General features: G+C 48.8%; 16 protein-coding genes. 9 read left to right on the top strand and 7 right to left on the bottom strand.

Annotated features, from left to right (window positions below):
* The 4 genes from OI18_RS00080 to OI18_RS00065 all read left to right on the top strand — a co-directional run bounded on the left by OI18_RS00080 (position 1) and on the right by OI18_RS00065 (position 5,869).
* Entirely contained in the window at positions 1–2,316 is a 2,316-nt protein-coding gene (locus OI18_RS00080; RefSeq protein WP_039135951.1) for an aminotransferase class III-fold pyridoxal phosphate-dependent enzyme, read from the top strand.
* On the top strand, positions 2,313–3,215 hold the full coding sequence (locus tag OI18_RS00075; protein WP_039135949.1) for a DUF1338 domain-containing protein: 903 nt from the start codon (positions 2,313–2,315) through the stop codon (positions 3,213–3,215). The genes OI18_RS00080 and OI18_RS00075 overlap by 4 nt, the downstream gene beginning before the upstream one ends.
* 72 nt (positions 3,216–3,287) lie before the next feature.
* Positions 3,288–4,172, top strand: a complete 885-nt coding sequence (locus OI18_RS00070) for a carbohydrate kinase family protein (RefSeq protein WP_039135947.1) — start codon at positions 3,288–3,290, stop codon at positions 4,170–4,172.
* A gap of 20 nt (positions 4,173–4,192) precedes the next feature.
* On the top strand, positions 4,193–5,869 hold the full coding sequence (locus OI18_RS00065) for a glycoside hydrolase family 32 protein (protein ID WP_052272723.1): 1,677 nt from the start codon (positions 4,193–4,195) through the stop codon (positions 5,867–5,869).
* A gap of 37 nt (positions 5,870–5,906) precedes the next feature.
* On the opposite strand, the gene OI18_RS00060 is transcribed toward OI18_RS00065, so the two are convergent.
* Entirely contained in the window at positions 5,907–7,598 is a 1,692-nt protein-coding gene (locus OI18_RS00060; RefSeq protein WP_039135945.1) for a SulP family inorganic anion transporter, read from the bottom strand.
* Positions 7,599–7,643: 45 nt separating this feature from the next.
* Positions 7,644–8,570, bottom strand: a complete 927-nt coding sequence (locus OI18_RS00055) for an SdiA-regulated domain-containing protein (RefSeq protein ID WP_052272722.1) — start codon at positions 8,568–8,570, stop codon at positions 7,644–7,646.
* 139 nt (positions 8,571–8,709) lie between these two features.
* Here OI18_RS00055 and OI18_RS00050 point away from each other — a divergent pair, with 139 nt between their 5' ends.
* Both OI18_RS00050 and OI18_RS00045 read left to right on the top strand, forming a co-directional pair.
* Positions 8,710–9,168, top strand: coding sequence for a pyridoxamine 5'-phosphate oxidase family protein (locus tag OI18_RS00050; protein ID WP_039135941.1), 459 nt, complete (start codon positions 8,710–8,712; stop codon positions 9,166–9,168).
* A gap of 34 nt (positions 9,169–9,202) precedes the next feature.
* On the top strand, positions 9,203–10,120 hold the full coding sequence (locus OI18_RS00045) for a hypothetical protein (RefSeq protein WP_052272721.1): 918 nt from the start codon (positions 9,203–9,205) through the stop codon (positions 10,118–10,120).
* On the opposite strand, the gene OI18_RS00040 is transcribed toward OI18_RS00045, so the two are convergent.
* The 5 genes from OI18_RS00040 to OI18_RS00020 all read right to left on the bottom strand — a co-directional run bounded on the left by OI18_RS00040 (position 10,114) and on the right by OI18_RS00020 (position 17,190).
* Positions 10,114–12,261 (bottom strand): prolyl oligopeptidase family serine peptidase, encoded by a 2,148-nt coding sequence (locus OI18_RS00040; protein WP_039135939.1) that lies wholly within the window; start codon positions 12,259–12,261, stop codon positions 10,114–10,116. The genes OI18_RS00045 and OI18_RS00040 overlap by 7 nt on opposite strands.
* Positions 12,262–12,319: 58 nt before the next feature.
* The gene (locus tag OI18_RS00035; protein WP_039135937.1) at positions 12,320–15,439 is read right to left on the bottom strand and encodes an AsmA family protein; all 3,120 of its coding nucleotides are present in this window, start codon (positions 15,437–15,439) and stop codon (positions 12,320–12,322) included.
* An 87-nt stretch (positions 15,440–15,526) separates the two neighbouring features.
* Entirely contained in the window at positions 15,527–15,943 is a 417-nt protein-coding gene (locus tag OI18_RS00030) for an arsenate reductase ArsC (RefSeq protein WP_039135935.1), read from the bottom strand.
* Between the two features lie 21 nt (positions 15,944–15,964).
* Positions 15,965–16,810 (bottom strand): arsenite methyltransferase, encoded by an 846-nt coding sequence (locus tag OI18_RS00025; protein WP_039135933.1) that lies wholly within the window; start codon positions 16,808–16,810, stop codon positions 15,965–15,967.
* A gap of 50 nt (positions 16,811–16,860) precedes the next feature.
* Positions 16,861–17,190, bottom strand: coding sequence for an ArsR/SmtB family transcription factor (locus OI18_RS00020; protein ID WP_039135931.1), 330 nt, complete (start codon positions 17,188–17,190; stop codon positions 16,861–16,863).
* A gap of 176 nt (positions 17,191–17,366) precedes the next feature.
* Here OI18_RS00020 and OI18_RS00015 point away from each other — a divergent pair, with 176 nt between their 5' ends.
* From OI18_RS00015 to OI18_RS00005, 3 genes are read left to right on the top strand one after another with little or no spacing between them, the layout of a single operon-like run.
* Positions 17,367–17,831, top strand: a complete 465-nt coding sequence (locus OI18_RS00015; RefSeq protein WP_205409960.1) for a YceI family protein — start codon at positions 17,367–17,369, stop codon at positions 17,829–17,831.
* A 46-nt stretch (positions 17,832–17,877) separates the two neighbouring features.
* Positions 17,878–20,148, top strand: coding sequence for a cation:proton antiporter (locus OI18_RS00010; protein WP_039135929.1), 2,271 nt, complete (start codon positions 17,878–17,880; stop codon positions 20,146–20,148).
* A gap of 10 nt (positions 20,149–20,158) precedes the next feature.
* Entirely contained in the window at positions 20,159–20,464 is a 306-nt protein-coding gene (locus tag OI18_RS00005) for a hypothetical protein (RefSeq protein WP_039135927.1), read from the top strand.
* The last annotated feature ends 224 nt before the right edge of the window (positions 20,465–20,688 follow it).

The raw sequence follows: 20,688 nt of genomic DNA, 5'->3' as shown, positions 1-20,688 counted from the left end.
ATGTATATAGCAGAAAAAGAAATCGGAGACGCACTGGCATTACATTATGACCTTCATGGATCACTCGAGCCACTCAACGGTTATGATGAACAGAACCTGTTGCTGACTTCGGGCAATAATGAACGTTATATCTGCAAGATCTCCACCCCGGAACACGATCGCTATTTCCTCGACGCGCAGGTAGCCATTACCGATCACCTGCAAGCTTCACCTGTAGCCGCTTATTTTCAAAAGCATATCCGCAACAGGCAAAACGAACCGGTCACCCACCTTGAAATCGCGGGAAGGGAATATTACCTGCGTGTACTCAATTATCTCGAAGGGGATTTCATGGTTGACCTTCCTGACCACGAACCTGCTTTGCTGGAAAGTATTGGCACTGTACTCGGTAAAATGGATGCCAGTCTCGCCGGCTTCCGCCACCACGGCATGCACCGGCATTACGAATGGGATATCTCCAATGCAGCCGATGTAAACCAGTTTATCCCCTCTATTAAAAACCATGAACAACGACGGATCGCCGGGTACTTCCTGCTCCAGTTTGAAGCCGAAGTGTTGCCAGTGCTGCATAAGCTGCGGAAGGCGTACATCCACAACGACGCCAACGACTATAATGTGCTTGTAAAAAATGGTACCATCTCCGGTCTCATCGATTTCGGCGATATGGTGTATGCCCCGCTTATTAATAATGTGGCAGTAGCCTGTACCTATGCGATGCTGGGCAAAGAAGATCCTGTGTCTGCTGCTATACACGTAACCGCAGCCTACCACCAGCAGCACGCGCTCAAACCCGCCGAGACTGACCTGCTTTATTATCTCGTGGCTGCCCGCCTCTGTATCAGCGTCTGCAGGTCGGCAAATAAGCGCGAGTCAGATAGTGATAACGAACACCACTACATTACGGAAAAGCCGGCCTGGCAACTGTTGGAGAAACTGGTTGCCATCAACCCGCTGCGCATGCAGCATACCCTCCGTGAAGCCTGCGGGATGGAAGGCCTCATCAACACAGCCCAAAACCACGAAGAATTGCTGGAACAACGAAAACAGCATATCGGCCGCAACCTCAGTATCAGTTATAAAAAGAAATTAAAGATCGTCAGGGGTGCCTTACAATATCTCTACGACGATGAAGGCAATACCTATGTCGATTGCGTGAATAACGTAAGCCATGTCGGGCATTGTCACCCCATCGTTGTTAGGGCAACACAAAAGCAGGTGGCGATCCTCAATACTAACACGCGGTACCTGAACGACCACCTGGTGGATTATGCGAAAATGCTAACCGCCACGCTTCCCGGGAAGCTTCGGGTATGTTACTTCACCAATTCAGGAAGCGAGGCCAATGACCTGGCAATCCGGATGAGCAGGCATTTCACCGGGCAGAAGGATGTGATCGTGCTGGATCATGCATATCATGGTACCAGCACGACCGCCATCGAAATGAGTCCATATAAGTTCGATGGCAAAGGCGGATTCGGCCGCATGCCATATATCCACAAAGCAATGAACCCCGACGGCTTCAGGGGCCCGTTCCGCAACAGTGATCCGGAAGCAGGGAACAAATATGCAACTGACATCGCACGAATTGTTGAAAGCCTGAAACAGGCAGGAAAGTCCCCCGCCGCCTTTATTTGCGAAACGCTGCTGGGAGTCGGTGGACAAATTCCCTTGCCCGACGGCTACCTTAAGGCAGTGTATGAACACGTCAGGCGCGCCGGCGGCCTCTGTATCGCAGATGAAGTGCAGGTCGGTTTCGGCAGGGTGGGTGAAAAATTCTGGGGCTTCGAATTGCAGGATGTGGAACCGGATATCGTGGTGTTGGGAAAGCCTATCGGGAATGGACACCCGCTCGCTGCAGTGGTCGTAACAGACGAAATCGCCGACGCCTTCAATAACGGCATGGAATACTTCAACACCTATGGCGGCAACCCCGTTTCCATGGCCACCGGAAAAGCAGTTTTGCAGGCAATCCAGGGGGAAGAAATGCAGGCACACGCCCTGCAGACCGGTAACCTCCTGATGGAGGCCCTCAGAAAACTCGCTCCCCGGCACCCATTGATCGGGGATGTGCGCGGGAAAGGGTTGTTCGTTGGCGTCGAACTGGTGCGCGACAGGCAAACGCTCGAACCAGCCGTTCCGGAAATCGACCTGGTAGTGGAAAGAATGAAGGACAGGGGATTCCTGCTCAGCACCGACGGCCCGCTTCATAACGTTCTCAAGATCAAGCCACCGCTCGTTTTCAATGAAAAGAACGCCATGGATATGGTAACCGCACTCGACGAAACATTCACAGAACTTTCAGCCGGAAAAATATGAACCACAAAGAACAGGTATTGAAAACCGTTTTGGACGGACTCATGCAGCGCTATCGCGAACGGGTAGCTGATGTTAACGCAATTCTTGATGCAATGACCGCAGCAGGTATTATCAACTCTGCCGCCGATATTGAAAATGATCATATTGCTTTTCGCACCATGGGTGTTCCGCACCTTGGCATTGCTTCTTTGGAAAAGATCTTTCTTGCCCTCGGCTATACGAAGAAAGACCACTATCATTTCACCCAGAAAAAGCTGGATGCTTACTGGTATGCGCCGCCCCGGCCAGATCTGCCACGGATCTTCATCAGTGAGTTGCGTGTAAATGACCTGTCGACTGCATCGGCAGCATTGATAAAGAAATACACCGACACCGTAACCGCGGATCCCGTAAATGCGCTGGACCTGGATAACGGTAAGGCGATAGATACCTTCCTGCACAGCGGGCTCTGGCAAACACCCCTGCTGGAAGATTACCTGCAGTTGCAGGAAGAAAGTGAATACGCTTCCTGGGCTATTTACAACCGTTATTACCTGAACCATTTCACCATCAGCGTGCATAACCTGCCCGAAGGCTATAACACGGTTGCTACATTTAACGAATTCCTGGAACAGCATGGTTTCAAATTGAATGATTCTGGCGGAAAGGTGAAGGTGAGTCCTGATAAACTGTTGCTGCAGAGTTCAACGATCGCACAGAAAGTGGAAGCGGAATTCGCCAATGGCAAAACCCGCATGATCCCGGGTTCCTATGTAGAATTTGCGGAACGCAGACCTCTGGCCAGGTTCGCTCACCTGCCGGCCTTTGCGCTCACCCGCGAGCACCGCCGTGAGGGTTTTGAAGCGGGAAACGCTGACAGGATCTTCGAAAGTACATACGAAGGTCAAAGTCGCGTTTGACCTGGCACTTATAACTACTTTGCAAAAGCGGCGCGGAAATTGTAAATTTCTTTCTCAGTGCACTGAAAACAAATGAAAGAAACTAAAACGATTGCCTGCTTCGGCGAAATCCTGTGGGATATACTTCCTACTGGCAAAGTGCTCGGCGGCGCACCGCTGAATGCCTGTTACCATATCAGTAAGCTCGGAATCAACAGCGCCATGATCTCCCGTATTGGGAGGGATGATCTCGGCCGCGAGATCAAAGAGGAGCTGGCGGCGCGGGAGATTAACGACCGCTACACGCAGGAAGATGCGGACCATGTGAGCGGGCAAGTGCTGGCATTCCCCGATGCGGCAGGTGTTATGACCTACCAGTTTGTCGATGATGTGGCCTGGGATCATATCCAGGCTGATAAAGACAACCGAACGCTGGTTGAGCAGGCAGATTATTTCGTCTACGGCAGCCTGGTAGCCCGGGGCGAAGTGAGCCGGAAAACTTTGTTTGAGCTCCTTAAGCTCGCTAATATAAAAGTACTGGATATAAACCTGCGGAAACCTTACTACACCGGTGACATGATCGAACTGCTATTGGGAGAAGCAAACCTGCTAAAAGTGAATGATGATGAATTGCAGCTGCTCGCAAAATGGTTTCTCGAATCCGGAACGGAGGAGGAATGGCTGCAGGAACTCGCGGCTAAATTCAATCTCGACGACATCCTGGTAACCAAAGGCCCCAACGGCGCAACTGCATGGATCGATAACCGGTATTGGACGCACCCTGGCTACCCGGCTAAAGTCCAGGACACTATCGGCAGCGGCGACTCCTTCCTGGCGGCCTATCTCACTGCAAGGATCCGGCAGGCTGATCCTGCAGATGCGCTTGACCAGGCGAATCGCCTTGCTTCATATATAACCACACTCGCAGGCGGCTGTCCAACTTATGATGCTGCCGACGCGGGACTGCTGATACAATAATCCGCATCCAAACCACAATGATGACGAGAACCAAAAGTTTGCTTTTTGCTGCCGGCCTGTGCTGCCTGGCATATACCGGCATAGCCCAGCAACAATTCAGCCGCTATTTTACGCCTGAGAAAAAATACCTGGTACTGCCGGTAAAAAACGGTGCGCCAAAAAAGAACCTCGAGCTCTGGCTCAATGGAAACCTGGTTCGCTACTTCGATATGGAGCTGGCAGACGGTGAAGCCGACTGGCTCGCCTACCTGGACATCTCCGAATGGAAAGGGAAGCCGGTTGAACTCCGGGTAGATAAACTGGATAGAAGCTCAAATGCTTTTCACCAGGTCCTCCAGTCAGACAATGATGGCGGCAAAGCCTATAATGAAGAGCTAAGGGGGCAGTTCCATTTCTCGCCCAAACGCGGGTGGACAAATGATCCCAACGGCATGTGCTACTACAAGGGCGAGTATCACCTGTTTTTCCAGCATAATCCCTATGGCAGGGGCTGGGGCAATATGACCTGGGGACATGCGGTCAGCAAGGACATGGTTCATTGGAAGGAAGTGGGCGACGCTATCCACCCCGACGGGTTCGGACCGATGTTCAGCGGATCGGCAGTTGTCGATTCTGCCAATACAAGCGGACTTGGTTCACCCAATGACCCCCCGATGGTGATGTTTTTTACCGGTGCCCGCGCCTGGGGCCAGGGACTCGCATGGACCCGCGACGGCCGCAGCTTCCAGAAGCTGGGACATACAGTTGTAAACAGGATCAATAAAGATAACCGTGATCCGAAAGTGTTCTGGTACGCCCCGGAAAAACATTGGGTAATGGTATTGTGGGTGGAAAGACAAAATGGCGAGAATACCATGGAGTTCCTGACTTCCCCCGACCTGAAGAACTGGACCCCGGCTTCGATGGTTAGTGGTGGTGTCGGCGAAGATCGCTACCTCTTCGAATGCCCCGATTTCTATGAGCTCGAAGTGGAGGGGAGGCCAGGTGAGAAGAGGTGGATTTTATCCGCCGCCAACAGCATGTATACTATCGGCACTTTCGACGGAAAAACATTCAGGCCCGAACTGGAGCGTTTACTCACGCAGGTGGGCCGGGATTATTATGCTGCACAGACTTTCAACAATGAACCTACAGGAAGAAGGATCGAGATAGGCTGGTGGCGTACGCACACCGACAAGGGGAACAGCAGTTTTAACCAGAGCATGACAGTACCGATGGAACTTAAACTGGTTGAAACTCCCGCGGGACTTAGGGTAAAACGGGTACCGGTGGTCGAACTGGAATCGCTAAGGGGCGAACGGGTGATGACAGGTACCGTTACGCTTTCTGATAACTCTTCGAACCCCGCTGCCGGCGTGTATTCTGAGCTGATGGAGATCATTACGGAGTTACAGCCGGGTAAGGCGAAGTCCATTAAGTTTGCCATCAAAGGCCTGGACCTTACATACGATGTGGCCAGCCAGGAGTTATCGGCCGATGGCGTAAAGGCTAAAGTGCCGCTGGAAGGTGAAAATTTGCGGCTGAGGATCTTCGTTGACCGCATCGGTATAGAAGTATTTGCCCAGGACGGACTGTTCTATATGCCCATCAATAAAAATCTTTCAGCGGCAGCGCCTGCTTTATCAGTAAAGACGGAAGGCGGTAAGGTGAAATTTTCAAAGCTTGATGTATTTGCACTGAGGTCGGCCTGGGAATAACTTGTCCGTGTCGCTCCATGAATTAAGCATAGTACTATTATGAAGTTTGCGGATGTTCCAGTTGGTAAGCGAGTACTGCAGCATGTACAGAATAGAAAAACCGTGTTTTGCCGATCGAATCCCAGAGTCCGGATTTTTTCAGGTTTGCCAGGAACATGCCTTTTGCCCGCGCAACTACCATCACGATGCCCTGGTTCTCAAGGTCACGCCTTACTTCTTCCAGCGCCTCGCAACCGGTAATATCAATCAGGGGAACAGCTTCGGTATTAAAGATGAACCAGTCAGGTTTCGAGCCGGATTCGCTGAGCGCCAGCTGCACCCGGTCCTTGAAGTAATCTGCATTGAAAAACAGAAGAGAAGCGTCAAACCGGTAAATAAGCACGCCCGGGAGACTATCGTGTTCTTCGTCAGGACTTGAAGTATACACTCCTTCGAGCCCCGAAACAGGCAACAGCACGGCATCGTGGGGGTGTGATGCCCTTTGCAGGAGTTTGATAATTGCCAGTGCAACAGCCACCAAAACCCCGGGCAAAACACCGATGGTCATAACACCCAGCATTGCGATTATAGAGAACCAGAACTCCGGTTTACTGAAGGAATAATACCTGCGCAGTGAGGCGATGTCAAAGAGTCCCAGCGCGGATGAAATGAGAATGGCCGCCAGTGCAGCGGCAGGTACGTAAGAAAGCGGCCTGGCCAGGAACAATAAAACCAGGGCCATCATAACAGCGGCAACAATGGAAGTAACCTGCGACTTGCCACCAGATGCATCTGCAACAGCTGTCCGCGAATCGGCCCCGCTTACGGCGAATCCACTACCGACCGCCGCAGCCAGGTCGGAAATGCCAAGGGCAAACATGTCCTGATTCACTTTGATCGGGTAACCGTTTTTGATGGCAAAAGCCCGCGCAGTTGTCATCATGCTGCAAAAGCTTACCAGTACAATCCCACATGCCCCGGAGAAAAGCGGCACCAGTTCTGAAGCCGCAAATGCAGGAATTCTCGGAACCGGCAAACCTGCCGGGATTTGTCCCACAGTTGCTACGCCTCGACCAGGTAAAGCAAATACAGTAACGGCCAGAATGCCGGCGATAGTAGCGAATAGTGCCGCCGGCAGTTTAGGGGTAAACCGTTTCATCAACCGGATCAGGGCGAATAAGGATAGGCCGAGGATCAGCGAGGCGAAGTGTGTTTCGCCCATGCGTGAAATGCCCTGCCACACTGTCAAGAAGAAGCCACTGCGTGGAATCTTGAAACCCAGCAGGGTTCCCAGCTGGCTGGCCATGATACTGAACGCAATCCCATTAAGATACCCGGTAAGGATGGGCCGGGAAAGAAAGTTGGCGATTACGCCAAGCTTGGCAATGCCGCCGACGAGGCAGAGGACCCCCGTCATGAACGTAAGTAGTATCGCCAGGTCGAGGTTACGTAGCGCGTCCCCTGCCGCCAGCGGGGCAATGGTTGAAGCCACCATCATGCAGGCAGCGGAATCGGGATTCACCACCAGTTGTTTCGACGACCCGAAGAATGCATATGCCACCGCCGGGAAGATCGAGGAATAGATCCCTACCACAGGTGGAAGTCCGGCGAGCTGTGCATAAGCAATGCCTACAGGCAGGGCAACGGCCGCAACCGATACGCCCGCCATAAGGTCGGCCTGCCACCATTCGCGCTGGTACGAATGGAAGATCTTCAACCCGGGAATATATTTGGATAACGTCGCGACCATTTTAGCATCTCAACCGTAAGACACATAAAAGGAAAAAAATCGCCATTATTTCGGCTCGATCGAAACCTTTAAAATATTGCCCGATCCTTTCACTCCTTCATTGGAAATAAAAAGTTCGCCCCTTTCACTGAAAGTGATGCCTTCCGGCTGGGTAAATATTTTGCGATCCAGTTGAAACAGTTTTTTGATGGTTCCCGTTTTGTCGGTCACCAATAGGCGTGAGCCGGGTCCGTCTGTTATATAGAGATCCTGGGTTACCGGGTGAATGGTGATACCTGTTGGCTTAAATGTAATGCCTTTCTTTTTCTTGCCTTTTGCATTGGCAAAGATCTCATCTTCCAGGTTGATCTTAATAACCGGCTCCTTTGCCATCGTATAGCTGCTGAGATCGAATTCATAAATTCCTTTGTAGCTGGTACTGTTGGGGTCCTGGTCCTTCACGGCAACCAGTAAACGACCTCTTGATTTATCATAGCAAAGCCCTTCGCAGTTCTCCTTCACGGTAAGGTGGGTCCGGTACTCTTTAACTGCTGGTTGCTTCGCATGAATGTCTTTTACTTCGAAGAGGAGACCATCAGCCCTTAGCACCCAGGCCGTTTTGCCGGCAAGCGTCAAGCCTTCATAATCGCCCGGTTCGCCGAAATGTATTTCTTTCTCTACGGTGTTCTTTTCTATGTTATAGATAAATATCGTTCCTGCTTCATCCTGCACACAGGCAAGCCGTTGTTCATCTATATAGGTAAGTCCCGAGATCTCTTTCAGGTATTGGGGCATGTCCCATTTTTTGAGGATGGTAATCTTGTCAGGCGAATAAGAAGAGGGCTCGGCAGGATGCGTAGATTTGCGCCAGGTGAATCCGATGATACCGGCAACCAGCAGTACCACTAATGCAAACAGGGCCTGCATATTCTGCCTGCGGTTCTTCTGGTCGTATTCCAACGCACCTTTCCCAAAATTTGCCGGGGGTTTCATGCTTAAATTTACTAAAACCCAAAGTGGTACCGGCAATTTCCTGATGAATATCCCTCCCGGACCTGACTGGCGTCAGCAAATCCCGGTAAACTGATTAATAACTTTAGACAGAACATTATCCTTTACCAAATCTTAAGTTATGATCGGGAAATTAAGTGACAAAGATGTCGAGATGGTGCTGGCGCATAACTTCCTGGGTCGCATCGGGTGCCACGATGAGGGAAAGACCTACGTAGTACCGGTGACTTATGTGTATGACGGGAAAGATATTATCATTCACTCCATGCCGGGCACCAAAATTCAAATGATGCGCCGCAATCCGCAGGTGTGTTTTGAGGTTGATGAAGTGAAGGACTTTGCCAACTGGAAAAGTGTGATCCTGCAGGGCGAATACCAGGAATATTCAAACGTACGGGACCGGTACAGGGCGGTCAGGTATTTTGTAGACCGTACACTCACCCTTAAGATCAGCGAGACTGCTGTACCACCCGAAGGGTTTGACGAAGAAAATTATTCGCCCGTCAATCACAACGATTCGCGGCCGGTGATTTACCGGATTGTAATTCTCGAAAAATCAGGCAGGTATGAAAAGGAGTAACTGATTATGGTATCTTGTTGCCCTTAACCTGCGTATGAAAATTTTCAAATCACTATTGGTTTTTCTTGCGCCCGCTACAGTACAGGCAAAGCCTGCTACCCTTGATACCACGTCACGCTGGATCGCAGACAGCGTCAGGATAACCATTGACAGGCCTCAAAAGCATGGCGGCAAAGCGGGAATTGTGATCCTGTACGCGCTTCCAAATGGCAATACGACGGAACAGTCATTCGGCAAGTCAATAGCAGCGGGTGAGGATGCCCGTTTCAACATCCAGAATATTGGCGCACAAACGGAATTCATCAGGAAGGAATTGCGGAATGTGCCGGTGACTGTGATTTATCTTGAGAATAATTTACGCAGCTGGCCGGCATGGAAAAGAAAGCACCCCGGCGCAACCGGGAAGATCAGGCACCTGGTCGACAGTTTATACCAATCCTTCCCTATGGGAAGCCGGCTTTACCTGAATGGCCACAGTGGCGGCGGAAGTTTCATCTTCGGTTATCTCGCATCAGTTTCCGGGATCCCGTCTTATGTACACCGGATCAGTTTTCTCGACAGTAATTATGGTTATGATTCCACTTACTTTCCGAAATTGACACAATGGTTGAAAGTCAACAGCCAGGCCAGCCTCAATATTTTTGCCTACAATGATAGTGTCGCTTTGTACCAGGGAAAACGGTTTGTTTCCGATACGGGCGGAACCTGGTACCGGTCACACCTGATGCTGAAACATTTTTCCCGGTTGTTTGAATTCAAAAAGAACGGGAACGATACATTACAACTATTCAGCGCCATGGATGGCAGGATACGCTTTTACCTGCTCGACAATTTCGACCAGGGCATCTATCATACGAAACAGGTTGAATTCAATGGCTTCATCCATTCCATCTTATGCGGTACTGTTTACGAAGAAAAAAAGTACCGTTACTACGGTCCGCGTGCCTATTGATTTAACTGGAAATCCGGGTGGCCCGATTGCCATAACGCAAACTTCAGGATATAAAAGATCTCGTTCTCGCTGCCCACGTGTCCGCCTTCCCAGTCGGTAAGGAACAGGATCGGGTTTTTGCCCTGTTGCCTTTCCTGTAAGGTGGCGGCGTATCTCGCGGCGGGGTGCATTGCCAGTATATAATCGGTTGCGCCATGAATGATCAGCATGGAGGGCAATGCTTTTCCCTTTGGGATATGGTATAACGCACTGTGCTCGTAGTTTGAGAAGAAGCCTTCCTTCGTGGTTTTAGGCCCTATCGATTTTTCCTCCCTCGCTGCTGCGGCATCGGAATGGGTTGCCAAATCCGGTAACCCCGCAAGGTAAATGCCGCCGGCAAACAGGTCCGGGCGCTGGTTTATGGCATTGCCTACCAGGAACGAGCCCGCACTCGCTCCCATGATAAAAAGTTTTGACGGCGAAGAGTAGTTGTTCTTCACCAGCCATTGTGCAATGTCCACGAAGTCGTTAACTGAATTCATTTTATGCGGGTATTGGCCATTGAGGTACCAGTCTTCCCCAAGCTCCCCACCGCCACGCACATGCGCATACGCATAAATTCCGCCCCGTTTTATCCAGGAAAAATAGGAAGGGTTGAAATGCATGTCCTCCGACCTTCCTGCATTCCCATAGCCTTCAATGATAAACGGGTTGTTTTGTTGCAGGGAAGTGTTGACAGAGCGCACAACCGACAGCGGAATCATCTTCCCATCCCTCGAGGGCACCATCAATACCTCGGAGACCAGCTCGTTTGATTTATCGAGGTACCGCGTAGCGAAGGCAAGCGGGGTAATGCTGTCCTTGCTATATGAATAGTGTAAATACCGGAAACTTTTGGTCGGCGATGAACTTAGAAAAACAAGATCGTTTTCCCCTTTCAATTTCAGTTCTGCAATATTTATGCGTTCCCTGATGGGCAATAATGTTGCCCGCCCGGTATAATCAACTTTCAGGATCTGCATGGCGCCGATCCTTCGCATCAGTATATAAAGAGCATCTTTACCGGAAACAATCCCCGAATTATGCCAGGAATCAGTGCCCGCAATCACATCGGCCTGCTCACCCAGGAATTCCTCTGGCCTGGCGCCTGATTCCATATCGATTTTGACAATACGGTACCGCGGACTCCCAGTAGTTGCAGCAAATAAAAATTTCCCCCTCGCGTCGAATGCGTCGCCGAGATTGATATAATCCTTCAACCTTACCCACGGCGTCTTAGACCCGTTTAATTTGTCTTTATGCACCGCGAAGGCATAGTTGTCGCCACTGCCCGAACGGATCCGTGCCAGCAGGTAGGGAGAATTTTTAAAGCTATAGATATAGGGTGTTTCGGTGGACTTCAATGCAATGTCCCTGTTTAGCCCAATGCCGAAGATCTCTTTGTCGCCCAATGCACTTGTGCCGATTTCATGTTGCCTGATTTTCCCGTTGAAATACTTTTCTGCATGCTTGTCAGTTGGCGGGGCCTGTGAATAGAGAATTCCCTTGTCGCCGGGCAACCAGGCCATGGACACGCCTCTTGAATCATTGAACATGACCGGTGCGATGCTGTCTGGCAGGAAAACTTTCTTTTCAAGATCAAAGATCCTGATCTGCGGATTGCGCTCGCCCTGTTGGGTCAGCATGAGTGCCAGCAACGGCTTGTTATATGCGAACGCCCTTTTCCTGACAGAATAGGATTGGCCATTGATTGTCACGCGCCTGAGGATTTTTTCCTCCGGTGCGTCTTCCCCTTTCCGGCGGCACAACGTAGGCCCTTCTTTCGGGATATCACGGTAATAGTAAATGGATTCACCTGCAAGAGCCAGGTTCCAGATCTCATCCTGCAATGCGTTGTAAACTTCACCGCTCTCATTTTGCAGTTGCTCCATACCAGGAATACTATCCAGCAGGGAAAGTGCAAGTGTTCCCTGTTGTTTACTGTATTCCTGCAGGGCAGGCTTGTTTTCATTCCTGCTCAGCCAGAAATAGCTGTCGGACAACCTGGTTCCCTGGATCACCGTGTCAAACGGCACCTTCGCAACTTGCGGATATTTTAATTGTGTAAAACCAGGATTGCTTAAGTAGAAGACAACCGCTGCCAGGAGTGAAATATATTTCATGGAGAGTTATTGGGATACCGGTAAAATATTCCAAAATCTCTGAAGCTGCAATAGGCGCTTATTCCTGTTCGTCAGGGTCATCTTCCACCTCCTCCAGTTCATCTTCCTTTTTCCCTTTCCTGATCTTCACGATCGGTTGCTCAGAATTCCCGGTGACCGTCATCGGGATGCCAATTATCCCTAACGGTGGTAATCCCAGCCGGAAGCGTAGGTTCAGTTTGCCATCCAGCGAGGTTTGTCCTTCGATCCGCGGGCGAAAGCCAAAGATTTTCATCTTAGTACGCTCAAGCGTAACTATGTTATTCTGGATGGAAGAGCGGAGGACCACCGCCTTCAGGTCCGGGTTGTTGATACTGTCCTTACCTGTTGCCTTGCTGACGGCTGAAAATAATTTCAACCCGTTTACTTTTACGTGTTCCAGCCTGATCTCTCCTTTCCCTTTTATGGAAGGGTAAACAGGCTTCATCTGGTAATTGAGCCTGCCGGAAAGCCCATAATGAACTGAGATTAGTCCTTCCGCCTTTGCTGCAGCAGGCACCATGTCGCGGAACAATGGTACTTCATTGTACGCCCGTTTTACATCAAAGGAATCTGCTTCCAGGTTTATGCTGAAGCCAGCGTTACGGAGATTGACCGGCACATATTCCCCATTTACGCGGATGGTAGCCCCGGCAATTCCTACCCGGGCATCTTTCATGGCCAGCCTGCTTTTTTGCAGTGTCAGTTCCCCTTGCAGGTTGTCCAGCCTGGAACTGCCGTATATGATCTCCTTTATTGATGTATTCAGTTTAAGGTCGAGATTGGCGGGCAACATCACGATGCCTTCACTGTTTGCAGCAACAGCTACCGAATCGTTTCCCGGTTTGTCGGCGGCGAAGGCCATGAAATCATCCACGACCAGTTTGTTGCTTGTCGTGGTAAGCATTCCCTGCAGCGGACTGCCCTGCAAATAATAGCCGATGTAATTCTGCGCGTACCCGTCGAGCTGGATTTCGTTGTTGCGATAGCTGAGGCGCAGGTTGCGAAGCCATGCTTTATCGTCCTTGAATGTGAGTGTTCCGGTTGGTATCAGGAACGGGTAGGGATATTCATCGGCGAACAATTCCATGTTTTCCACACGCAGGTTACCATGGTTCGATAACCGGTCGATCCGCTTGCTAAGGGCATCTGACTGCGTTCCGGCCAGGGAAAGATTTGCATCCAATAGTCCTTTGATATTATAGCCCCGGATGGCAAACACCTGGTAGATTTTTCCGAGATCCAGGATGCCATTTGCTTTTATCGAATAGCGGAGATTATTCAGGTTGAAGAGATCGGCTTCCAGCCGGAATGGCTGTCCTTCAAATGTAAAAGATAAGGGCTGGATCTTTATCGCGAGATCATCAAGGCTGCCCCTCGTGCTGTTGATTTCGCCTTCCAGGTTTACCTGTTGCACCGGGGCTGGGTAATACGGCGTCTGGATGAGCCCGTCAGTTAGTTTCAGCACTGACTTCACAACAGGAAATCTTTTGTTTGCTGCATCATACCTGCCCTTCACTTGTATCTCGGAATTAAGTTGGCCGTTGAGTTTATAGTCCCGGATCGGCATTGACCTGGCCAGGTTTTCAAGGGGCATGTTGACTTTCAGGTCGGCTTTTATGTCACTTGCCGTGAGGCCTTTTACCGCAACAGAGCCAGCGACTGTACCGCCGCCGATAGATGCGTTGAGATTTTCTATTTCAAGATCAATGTCCTGCCACCTGGCATTGCTGCAACCAGCACGGATCTGCGCTGTCAGCTGGTCAACAGCCAGCGGAAGTTCGCGGTGTTTGAAATAACCTTGTGAAACTGATGCGTGCAGTTGAAATGCCGGGATTGATTGAGTAACAGTGCCAGGGCGATAGCGACTGGTATCGCGACCTGCACGATAGTAACCATCTGCATGCAGTTCAGCTTCCAGTTTTCCACGCAGATCTGCAACGGTGAGTCCCAATGCACTGTCGAGCAGGCCGAGGTCGATCTTCGAAACCAGGTCGGCTTTAATGTATGGATTGGTCATTCCTTTCCATTTGAAATCACCGGAAGTGGTTGAGCCACCTAAAGTAAAGTACAGGGAGTCTGCCGTGATATACAGGCTGTCTGCATTGAGTTTCGGCATCAGCAGCGCGGCCCTGACCTTCAGGTTTTCCAGCGGTGCAGGTGCCTTGTTGTGATGAATGGATCCGTTCCTGACCCATAACCTGATACTAAGGTCGGGCGATGACCCGGTGCCTGAGCGATAAGGTCCGGTAAGGTCAACAAGTAGTTGGCTTGTTCCGCTGAATTTCGTATCCCTGAACCACTGCTCATAATCAGGTGGCAGGGCAGTGAACACATTTGCAAGGTCAGTGATGCCCGAGATCACGTGCAGGTCCACATCATAACCACCCTCAAGGATTGCGAGGGTGCCGGAAAAGTCGACCGGGAGCTTATTGATCAGGAGGTTGTTCTTTTGGAACCTGAAAGCAAGTGAACGCGTATTGATTCCTGTTACAAGTTGGGCGTTCAGCTTTCGTCGTCTCAGGTATGTGTTATTGCCATGGATAAAATCGAGACTGTCGGCCCTGATCGTCGAGGTTAGTTCTATAATGTCTTTCGCCAGGTCGCCCCGGCCTTCATAATTGAAGCCGTCTGCCGCGATGATCATGGGAATGGATTGGTCGTGGTATTTCAGCCGGCAATCGGTGAAATAGACCCCTTTGATCTTCAGGTCGGTCGATTTGGTGTCTCCCGATGGCCTGGATGGCTTACCGGTTGACCGATAGATATTATAATTTGCTTTGCCCTTTTTATCAACAAGTACCTGCACGAGCGCCTTATGAATGTAAAACTCATCCACTTCTATGGCGCTGCCGAAAAGAGAGTTCAGCTTAAGGCCAAAGCTCAGTTCATCACCGGAAAGAAGCGTGTCCTTTTCGAATGGCGCGGATCCTTTCAGTGAAAAGTCGTGCAGTGTTAAGGTAAGTGTCGGGAAATGTTTGAAGAACGACAACCTTGCCTTTGAAAAATTCAACTCTCCTGTAATGGACTGGTTTGCCCATTGCCTGATACTTGCCGCGATCTTACCGGGGAACAGGATTGGTAATAAAAACAGGATAGCAACAAAAGCAGTTGCTGTGATGGCGAGAAACTTCAGTATGCGGACTGCTAATTTTTTCATAGCCAGCTTACCACTGTTGTAACTACGTGCAACTTACTTTTAATTCGCTAAGACCCGCACAATTTTTTAACCCGCCAGGTTCCTGGATTACGAAATGTGATCCTCAACAAATGATTTGCAATAGGATTTTATCTGGTCCCTGACTGATGCAAACTGTTTCATGATCTCAATTTCAGGGCCGGTAGCTTTTGCCGGGTCGGGAAAGTTATGATGGAATGTCAGGGAATTGGATGGAAAATGAGGGCAGTGTTCCCTGGCATTATCGCAAACGGTGATCACATAGTCAAAGTCGATGTCGCGGTATTCAGAGACATTATTGGATGTCTGGCCCGATATATCGATGCCATCTTCCGACATTGTTTTTACAGCGCGCGGGTTTACTCCATGGGTTTCTACGCCGGCGCTGTAGATATCCGCTTTGTTCCCGGCAAAAGATTTCAGGTAACCTTCGGCTATCTGGCTACGACAGCTGTTGCCTGTGCATAAGACTAAGATCTTTTTCATTTGATGATATATGACTGCAGGTTAGTTGCAGCAGGCAGGCCCGCAGCAGGATTTTTCGGTTATTGGTTTTTGGGCGAATACTGTGATGCTGTAGATCCCGGCTGATCCATTTCGAAAAGCAGATAAATCTTCCGGCGACAGGTATTTTGAAAGTATATCATCCGGCACTTCAATAGTTTTTTCCTTCTGGATGGTGATGTTCTCAAATCCATTGCTGTGGATCAATTCCAGGTAAACCGATTTCTGAATCGCTCCTGAAACACAACCGGCATACATTTCTGCAGCTTCGCGGATGCTTTCGGGTAATGTTCCTTCCAAAACAATATCAGAGATGCTGAAGTGACCACCGGATTTGAGCGTCCGGTAAATTTCTTTGATAACTGCATCCTTATTTGGTACAAGGTTGAGAACACAGTTACTTACTATCACGTCTGCCGTGTTGGCGGCAACAGGCATGTTATCAATATCGCCCTGCCTGAATTCAACATTAGTGTAGCCTATCTTTTGGGCATTCGCACGGGCGAGGTCGATCATGGCAGGTGTAAAGTCGATCCCAATCACTTTTCCTGTTTCCCCTGCTTCTTTTCGTGCGATGAAACAGTCGTTGCCGGCTCCGCTTCCAAGATCAATAACAGTATCTCCCTGCTTGATTTTGGCAAACTGGGTCGGAAGTCCACAGCCCAGTCCCAGGTCTGCATCCGGGTTATAACCATCTACTTTCGAATAGTCATCGGTCATGATATTATACACTTCGGTGCTGCAGCCACCGGAGCCACAACATGAGGACTGGTTTGTGCTTTTGTCCTGGAGAGCGATCTCGCTATACTTCTGGCGAACCAACTCTTTGATTTCATTTTCGGTTTGCATGGTATTCAGTTTATTTATTGTAATATTGCGATGAATTAAGTCAAAAAAAATCAGCAGCAGCTGCCCTTCAGGTCAACATCCTTAAAGAAAGCAGTAAACAGCTCTTTATATTGCTTCCATGCTTTTGGCTCAATGCAATAACAGACACTAACTCCATCGATATTCCCCTGGATAATTCCTGCGTTCTTCAGTTCCTTCAGGTGTTGAGAAGTCGTTGCCTGTGCCAGGCCCAGTTCTTCTACTATATCGCCGCAAACGCATGCATTCTTTTTAACCAGGTATTGCAAAATGGCAATTCGTGCGGGATGGGCTATTGCCTTTGCCATAGCCGCCAGTTCGTTCTGCTGCCGGGTAAAAAGTTCTGTTTTCGTTGCTCCCATATGTATCGCAATATTACGATTAATGTTTGCAATGAACCAAATTTATTTTCATCCCCATTGATTAATATCAATGCTTTTTCCTGCTCAAACGCAATGGAGCGGGCTATACACGCCGGGTACCTTTGCTTGCAAATTTCAAAGCATGAAGAAGATATTCATATTTCTGTCGGTATTTATTGTTCTTACAGCATTTATCGCAGCAGTCAGGCGTATTCAATGATTTTGACGTTACAGTTAATACGACAAAACCTGATTTCAGTGATGCTGTGTTTGAACTGAAAGCAAAAGTAGCGTCTATTGATACCCGTGTTGAAGCAAGGGACAAACACCTGAAAAGTGCCGATTTTTTTGATGCAGAAAAGTTCCCCGTTATGCATTTTGCCAGCACTGCAATCCAAAAAGCAGGAAAGAATAAGTACAAACTTACCGGCGCCTTGACCCTTCGTGGAATTACCAAACAGGTAACCATGAACCTGGAATATAAAGGGAATGCCGAAAACCCGGTGAACAAAAAGCCAACTGTGGGGTTTCAGTTAACAGGTAGCATCAGGCGTTCGGATTTTAATATTGGTAACAATTTTCCTTCTTCCATGATCAGTGATGAGGTGCACATTAAAGCGGATGGTGAATTTGTACAGTAAACCGGGCCTGGATAAAGTGCCTATCTGAAATAAAAAGCATATAAGAATGGGCCATTTACCAAAACTGATAGAAGACTTAGCACTGATACTGATGGCTGGTGCAATTATTACCCTGTTGTTCCGGAAGATCAGGCAGCCTCTCGTATTAGGTTATATAATCGCAGGATTTTTGGTAGGCCCATATTTCCAGATCACACCTACAGTCGTAGATCGTGAGAATATTGAAACACTTGCCGAAATAGGTGTGATCATTCTTTTGTTCAGCCTCGGACTTGAGTTCAGCTTCAAGAAATTGTTGCGTGTCGGAGGGTCAGCTTCGATAACAGCTTTCGTTGAAATTATTTTCATCACAGTCAGTGGCTATTTTTTAGGGAAGATGTTGGGTTGGACCACGATGGACAGCCTTTTCCTTGGTGGTATGCTGGCAAGTTCTTCCACAACGATCATCTTAAGGGCATTCGATGAGCTCGGAGTAAAGACCAAACAATTTGCCCGGATCGTATTTGGCGTCCTGATCGTGGAAGACATCGTAGTGATCCTCCTGATGGTACTACTTTCCACGCTGGCTGTGACCAGGGCATTTGAAGGAACGGAAATGTTATATACTGTCCTGAAGCTCCTGTTCTTCCTGGCCATCTGGTTCATCGGCGGAATTTATTTATTGCCAACATTCCTCAGGAAAGCAAAGAAGCTGATGGACGAAGAAACTTTGCTCACGCTTTCTTTGGGCCTTTGTCTCGGTATGGTTCTGCTGGCGACCCGGGTAGGATTTTCTGCAGAACTGGGAGCTTTTGTGATGGGATCGATCATTGCCGAAACCACATCTGCTGAAAAAGTGGAACATGTCATCAAACCGGTAAAAGACCTTTTTGGCGCAGTGTTTTTTGTTTCCGTCGGGATGATGATTGATCCAGGGGCCATGGTTCAGTATGCCGGGCCAATCCTCTGGATCACACTTTTGACCATCTTTGGAAAACTGTTCAGTACAACACTTGGCGCTTTGTTGTCGGGACAGCCACTCAAACAATCTGTAGAGGTCGGAATGAGTATGGCACAGATCGGTGAATTCGCATTTATTGTGGCCACACTCGGTCTTTCCTTGGGAGTGATCTCTGATTTTCTTTTTCCTGTTGCGGTAGGAGCGTCGGCGATAACCACATTCACAACGCCCTACCTGATCAAGTACACCGGGCCAATTTATGATTTCGCAACCAGTCATCTTCCGCAGAAATGGGTAAAACGCCTCAACAATTATTCCATGGGCGCCCAGAAGATACAAGCCGACAGCCAGTGGAAATTGGTATTGAAATCGTACCTGAGGATCGCATTGACCAACGGCATTCTTTTGCTAGCAACAGCATTGCTTTCCATAAACTTTTTGGTTCCGTTTGTTAACGCGAATGTGCCGAATGAAACATTAAGGATCATCATCATTCTTGTGATCTCGCTTGGTGTTGCCGCACCTTTTTTATGGGCTTTCATGGCAAAACGGCCAAACAGTCTCACGTATAAACAGCTGTGGCTGGAAAAAAGCTATAACCGTGGCCCATTGCTGGTTATAGAGATCCTGAGAAGCCTGTTGGGTATACTGTTTATCGGGTTTTGGGTGCAAAGGCTGGTGCCTGCGCCAATCGCCATCCTGGTAATAGTACCGGTAGCGATTCTCATCCTGCTTGTGTTTTCCAGGAGGATCCAGAAAGTTTACCTGCGAATGGAAACACGTTTTCTTGCAAACCTGAATGCACGGGCTGCGACAGAAGTAAGCGAGCCCTCACTAGCGCAAAGCATTATGCTGAAGAACGAAGAAATGCAATCGAACCTGGAGCCGTGGGATGCGCATATTGTGGAAATGAAAGTAAACCCGAATGCCGGATATGTTGGCAAGACATTACTGGACCTGCAATGGAGGGAGAAGTTTGGAATAAATGTTATATACATAAAACGTGGAGACAGGTTGCTGCGGGCGCCTGGACGTGATAGTGCAGTAATGCCTTTCGACCATGTTGGTATTATCGCCACCGATAACCAGATCAAGACATTCAAACCGAATTTTGACGCACTGGAAACAAGTGATATGGAAGACAGGGACATTGAAGAAATTTCTTTACAAAAAATAATTGTTAATGAGCATACTAAGCTGAAAGGAAAAGATCTCCGGAGTTCAGGGTTGCGTGAACGAACCGATGGAATTATTGTTGGTATTGAGCGTGACAAAGAAAGAATATTAAATCCCGACTCCGGCGTGATACTCGAGTGGGGCGATGTAGTATGGATCGTAGGCGATAAACGAAAGATCCGTCAATTGAACACCATCTAAAATTAAGCGTATGTATTCATATTCAACACTCTCGGAAACGATGAACGATTTGCGTAGGGAAGGCTATGTGGAGGACTTCAACCTGAAGCAAAACTGCCTGGAATGCCGCAACGGCGAGTTCCAATTGTTTGCGGATGATTTTAAAATAGATAAGTATTTCCGTTTCGAAGGTCAGAGTAATCCATCGGACCAGGCGATTCTGTATGCGATATCTTCCGACCGCCAGCAGTTAAAAGGTATACTGGTAAATGCGTATGGTATTTATAGTGATCCGGTAACGGATGAGATGTTAAAAAAGCTGGAAATGAAAGATTGATTTTTGTCAATGGTCAGGCACAAAGCATCGGGTAATTTTGTAAGGTAAAACTCAATATTATGATACCGATGTTTCCCATACTTTTGATCATTGTTACTGTAATTGCTGTGTCCCTTGTCAGTATCATTTTGTACAATCTTTATCAGCAGAAGAAAGCAGAAAAATTACAGTAACAATGATCAAAAGTATGGGAAACATCGGTATCATAATATTGAGTTTTACCT

The sequence above is a fragment of the Flavihumibacter solisilvae genome, assembly GCF_000814475.1.
Lineage (GTDB): Bacteria > Bacteroidota > Bacteroidia > Chitinophagales > Chitinophagaceae > Flavihumibacter > Flavihumibacter solisilvae.
Note: the sequence above shows the minus strand (reverse complement) of the source record. Positions and strands in the feature narration are given on the sequence as shown.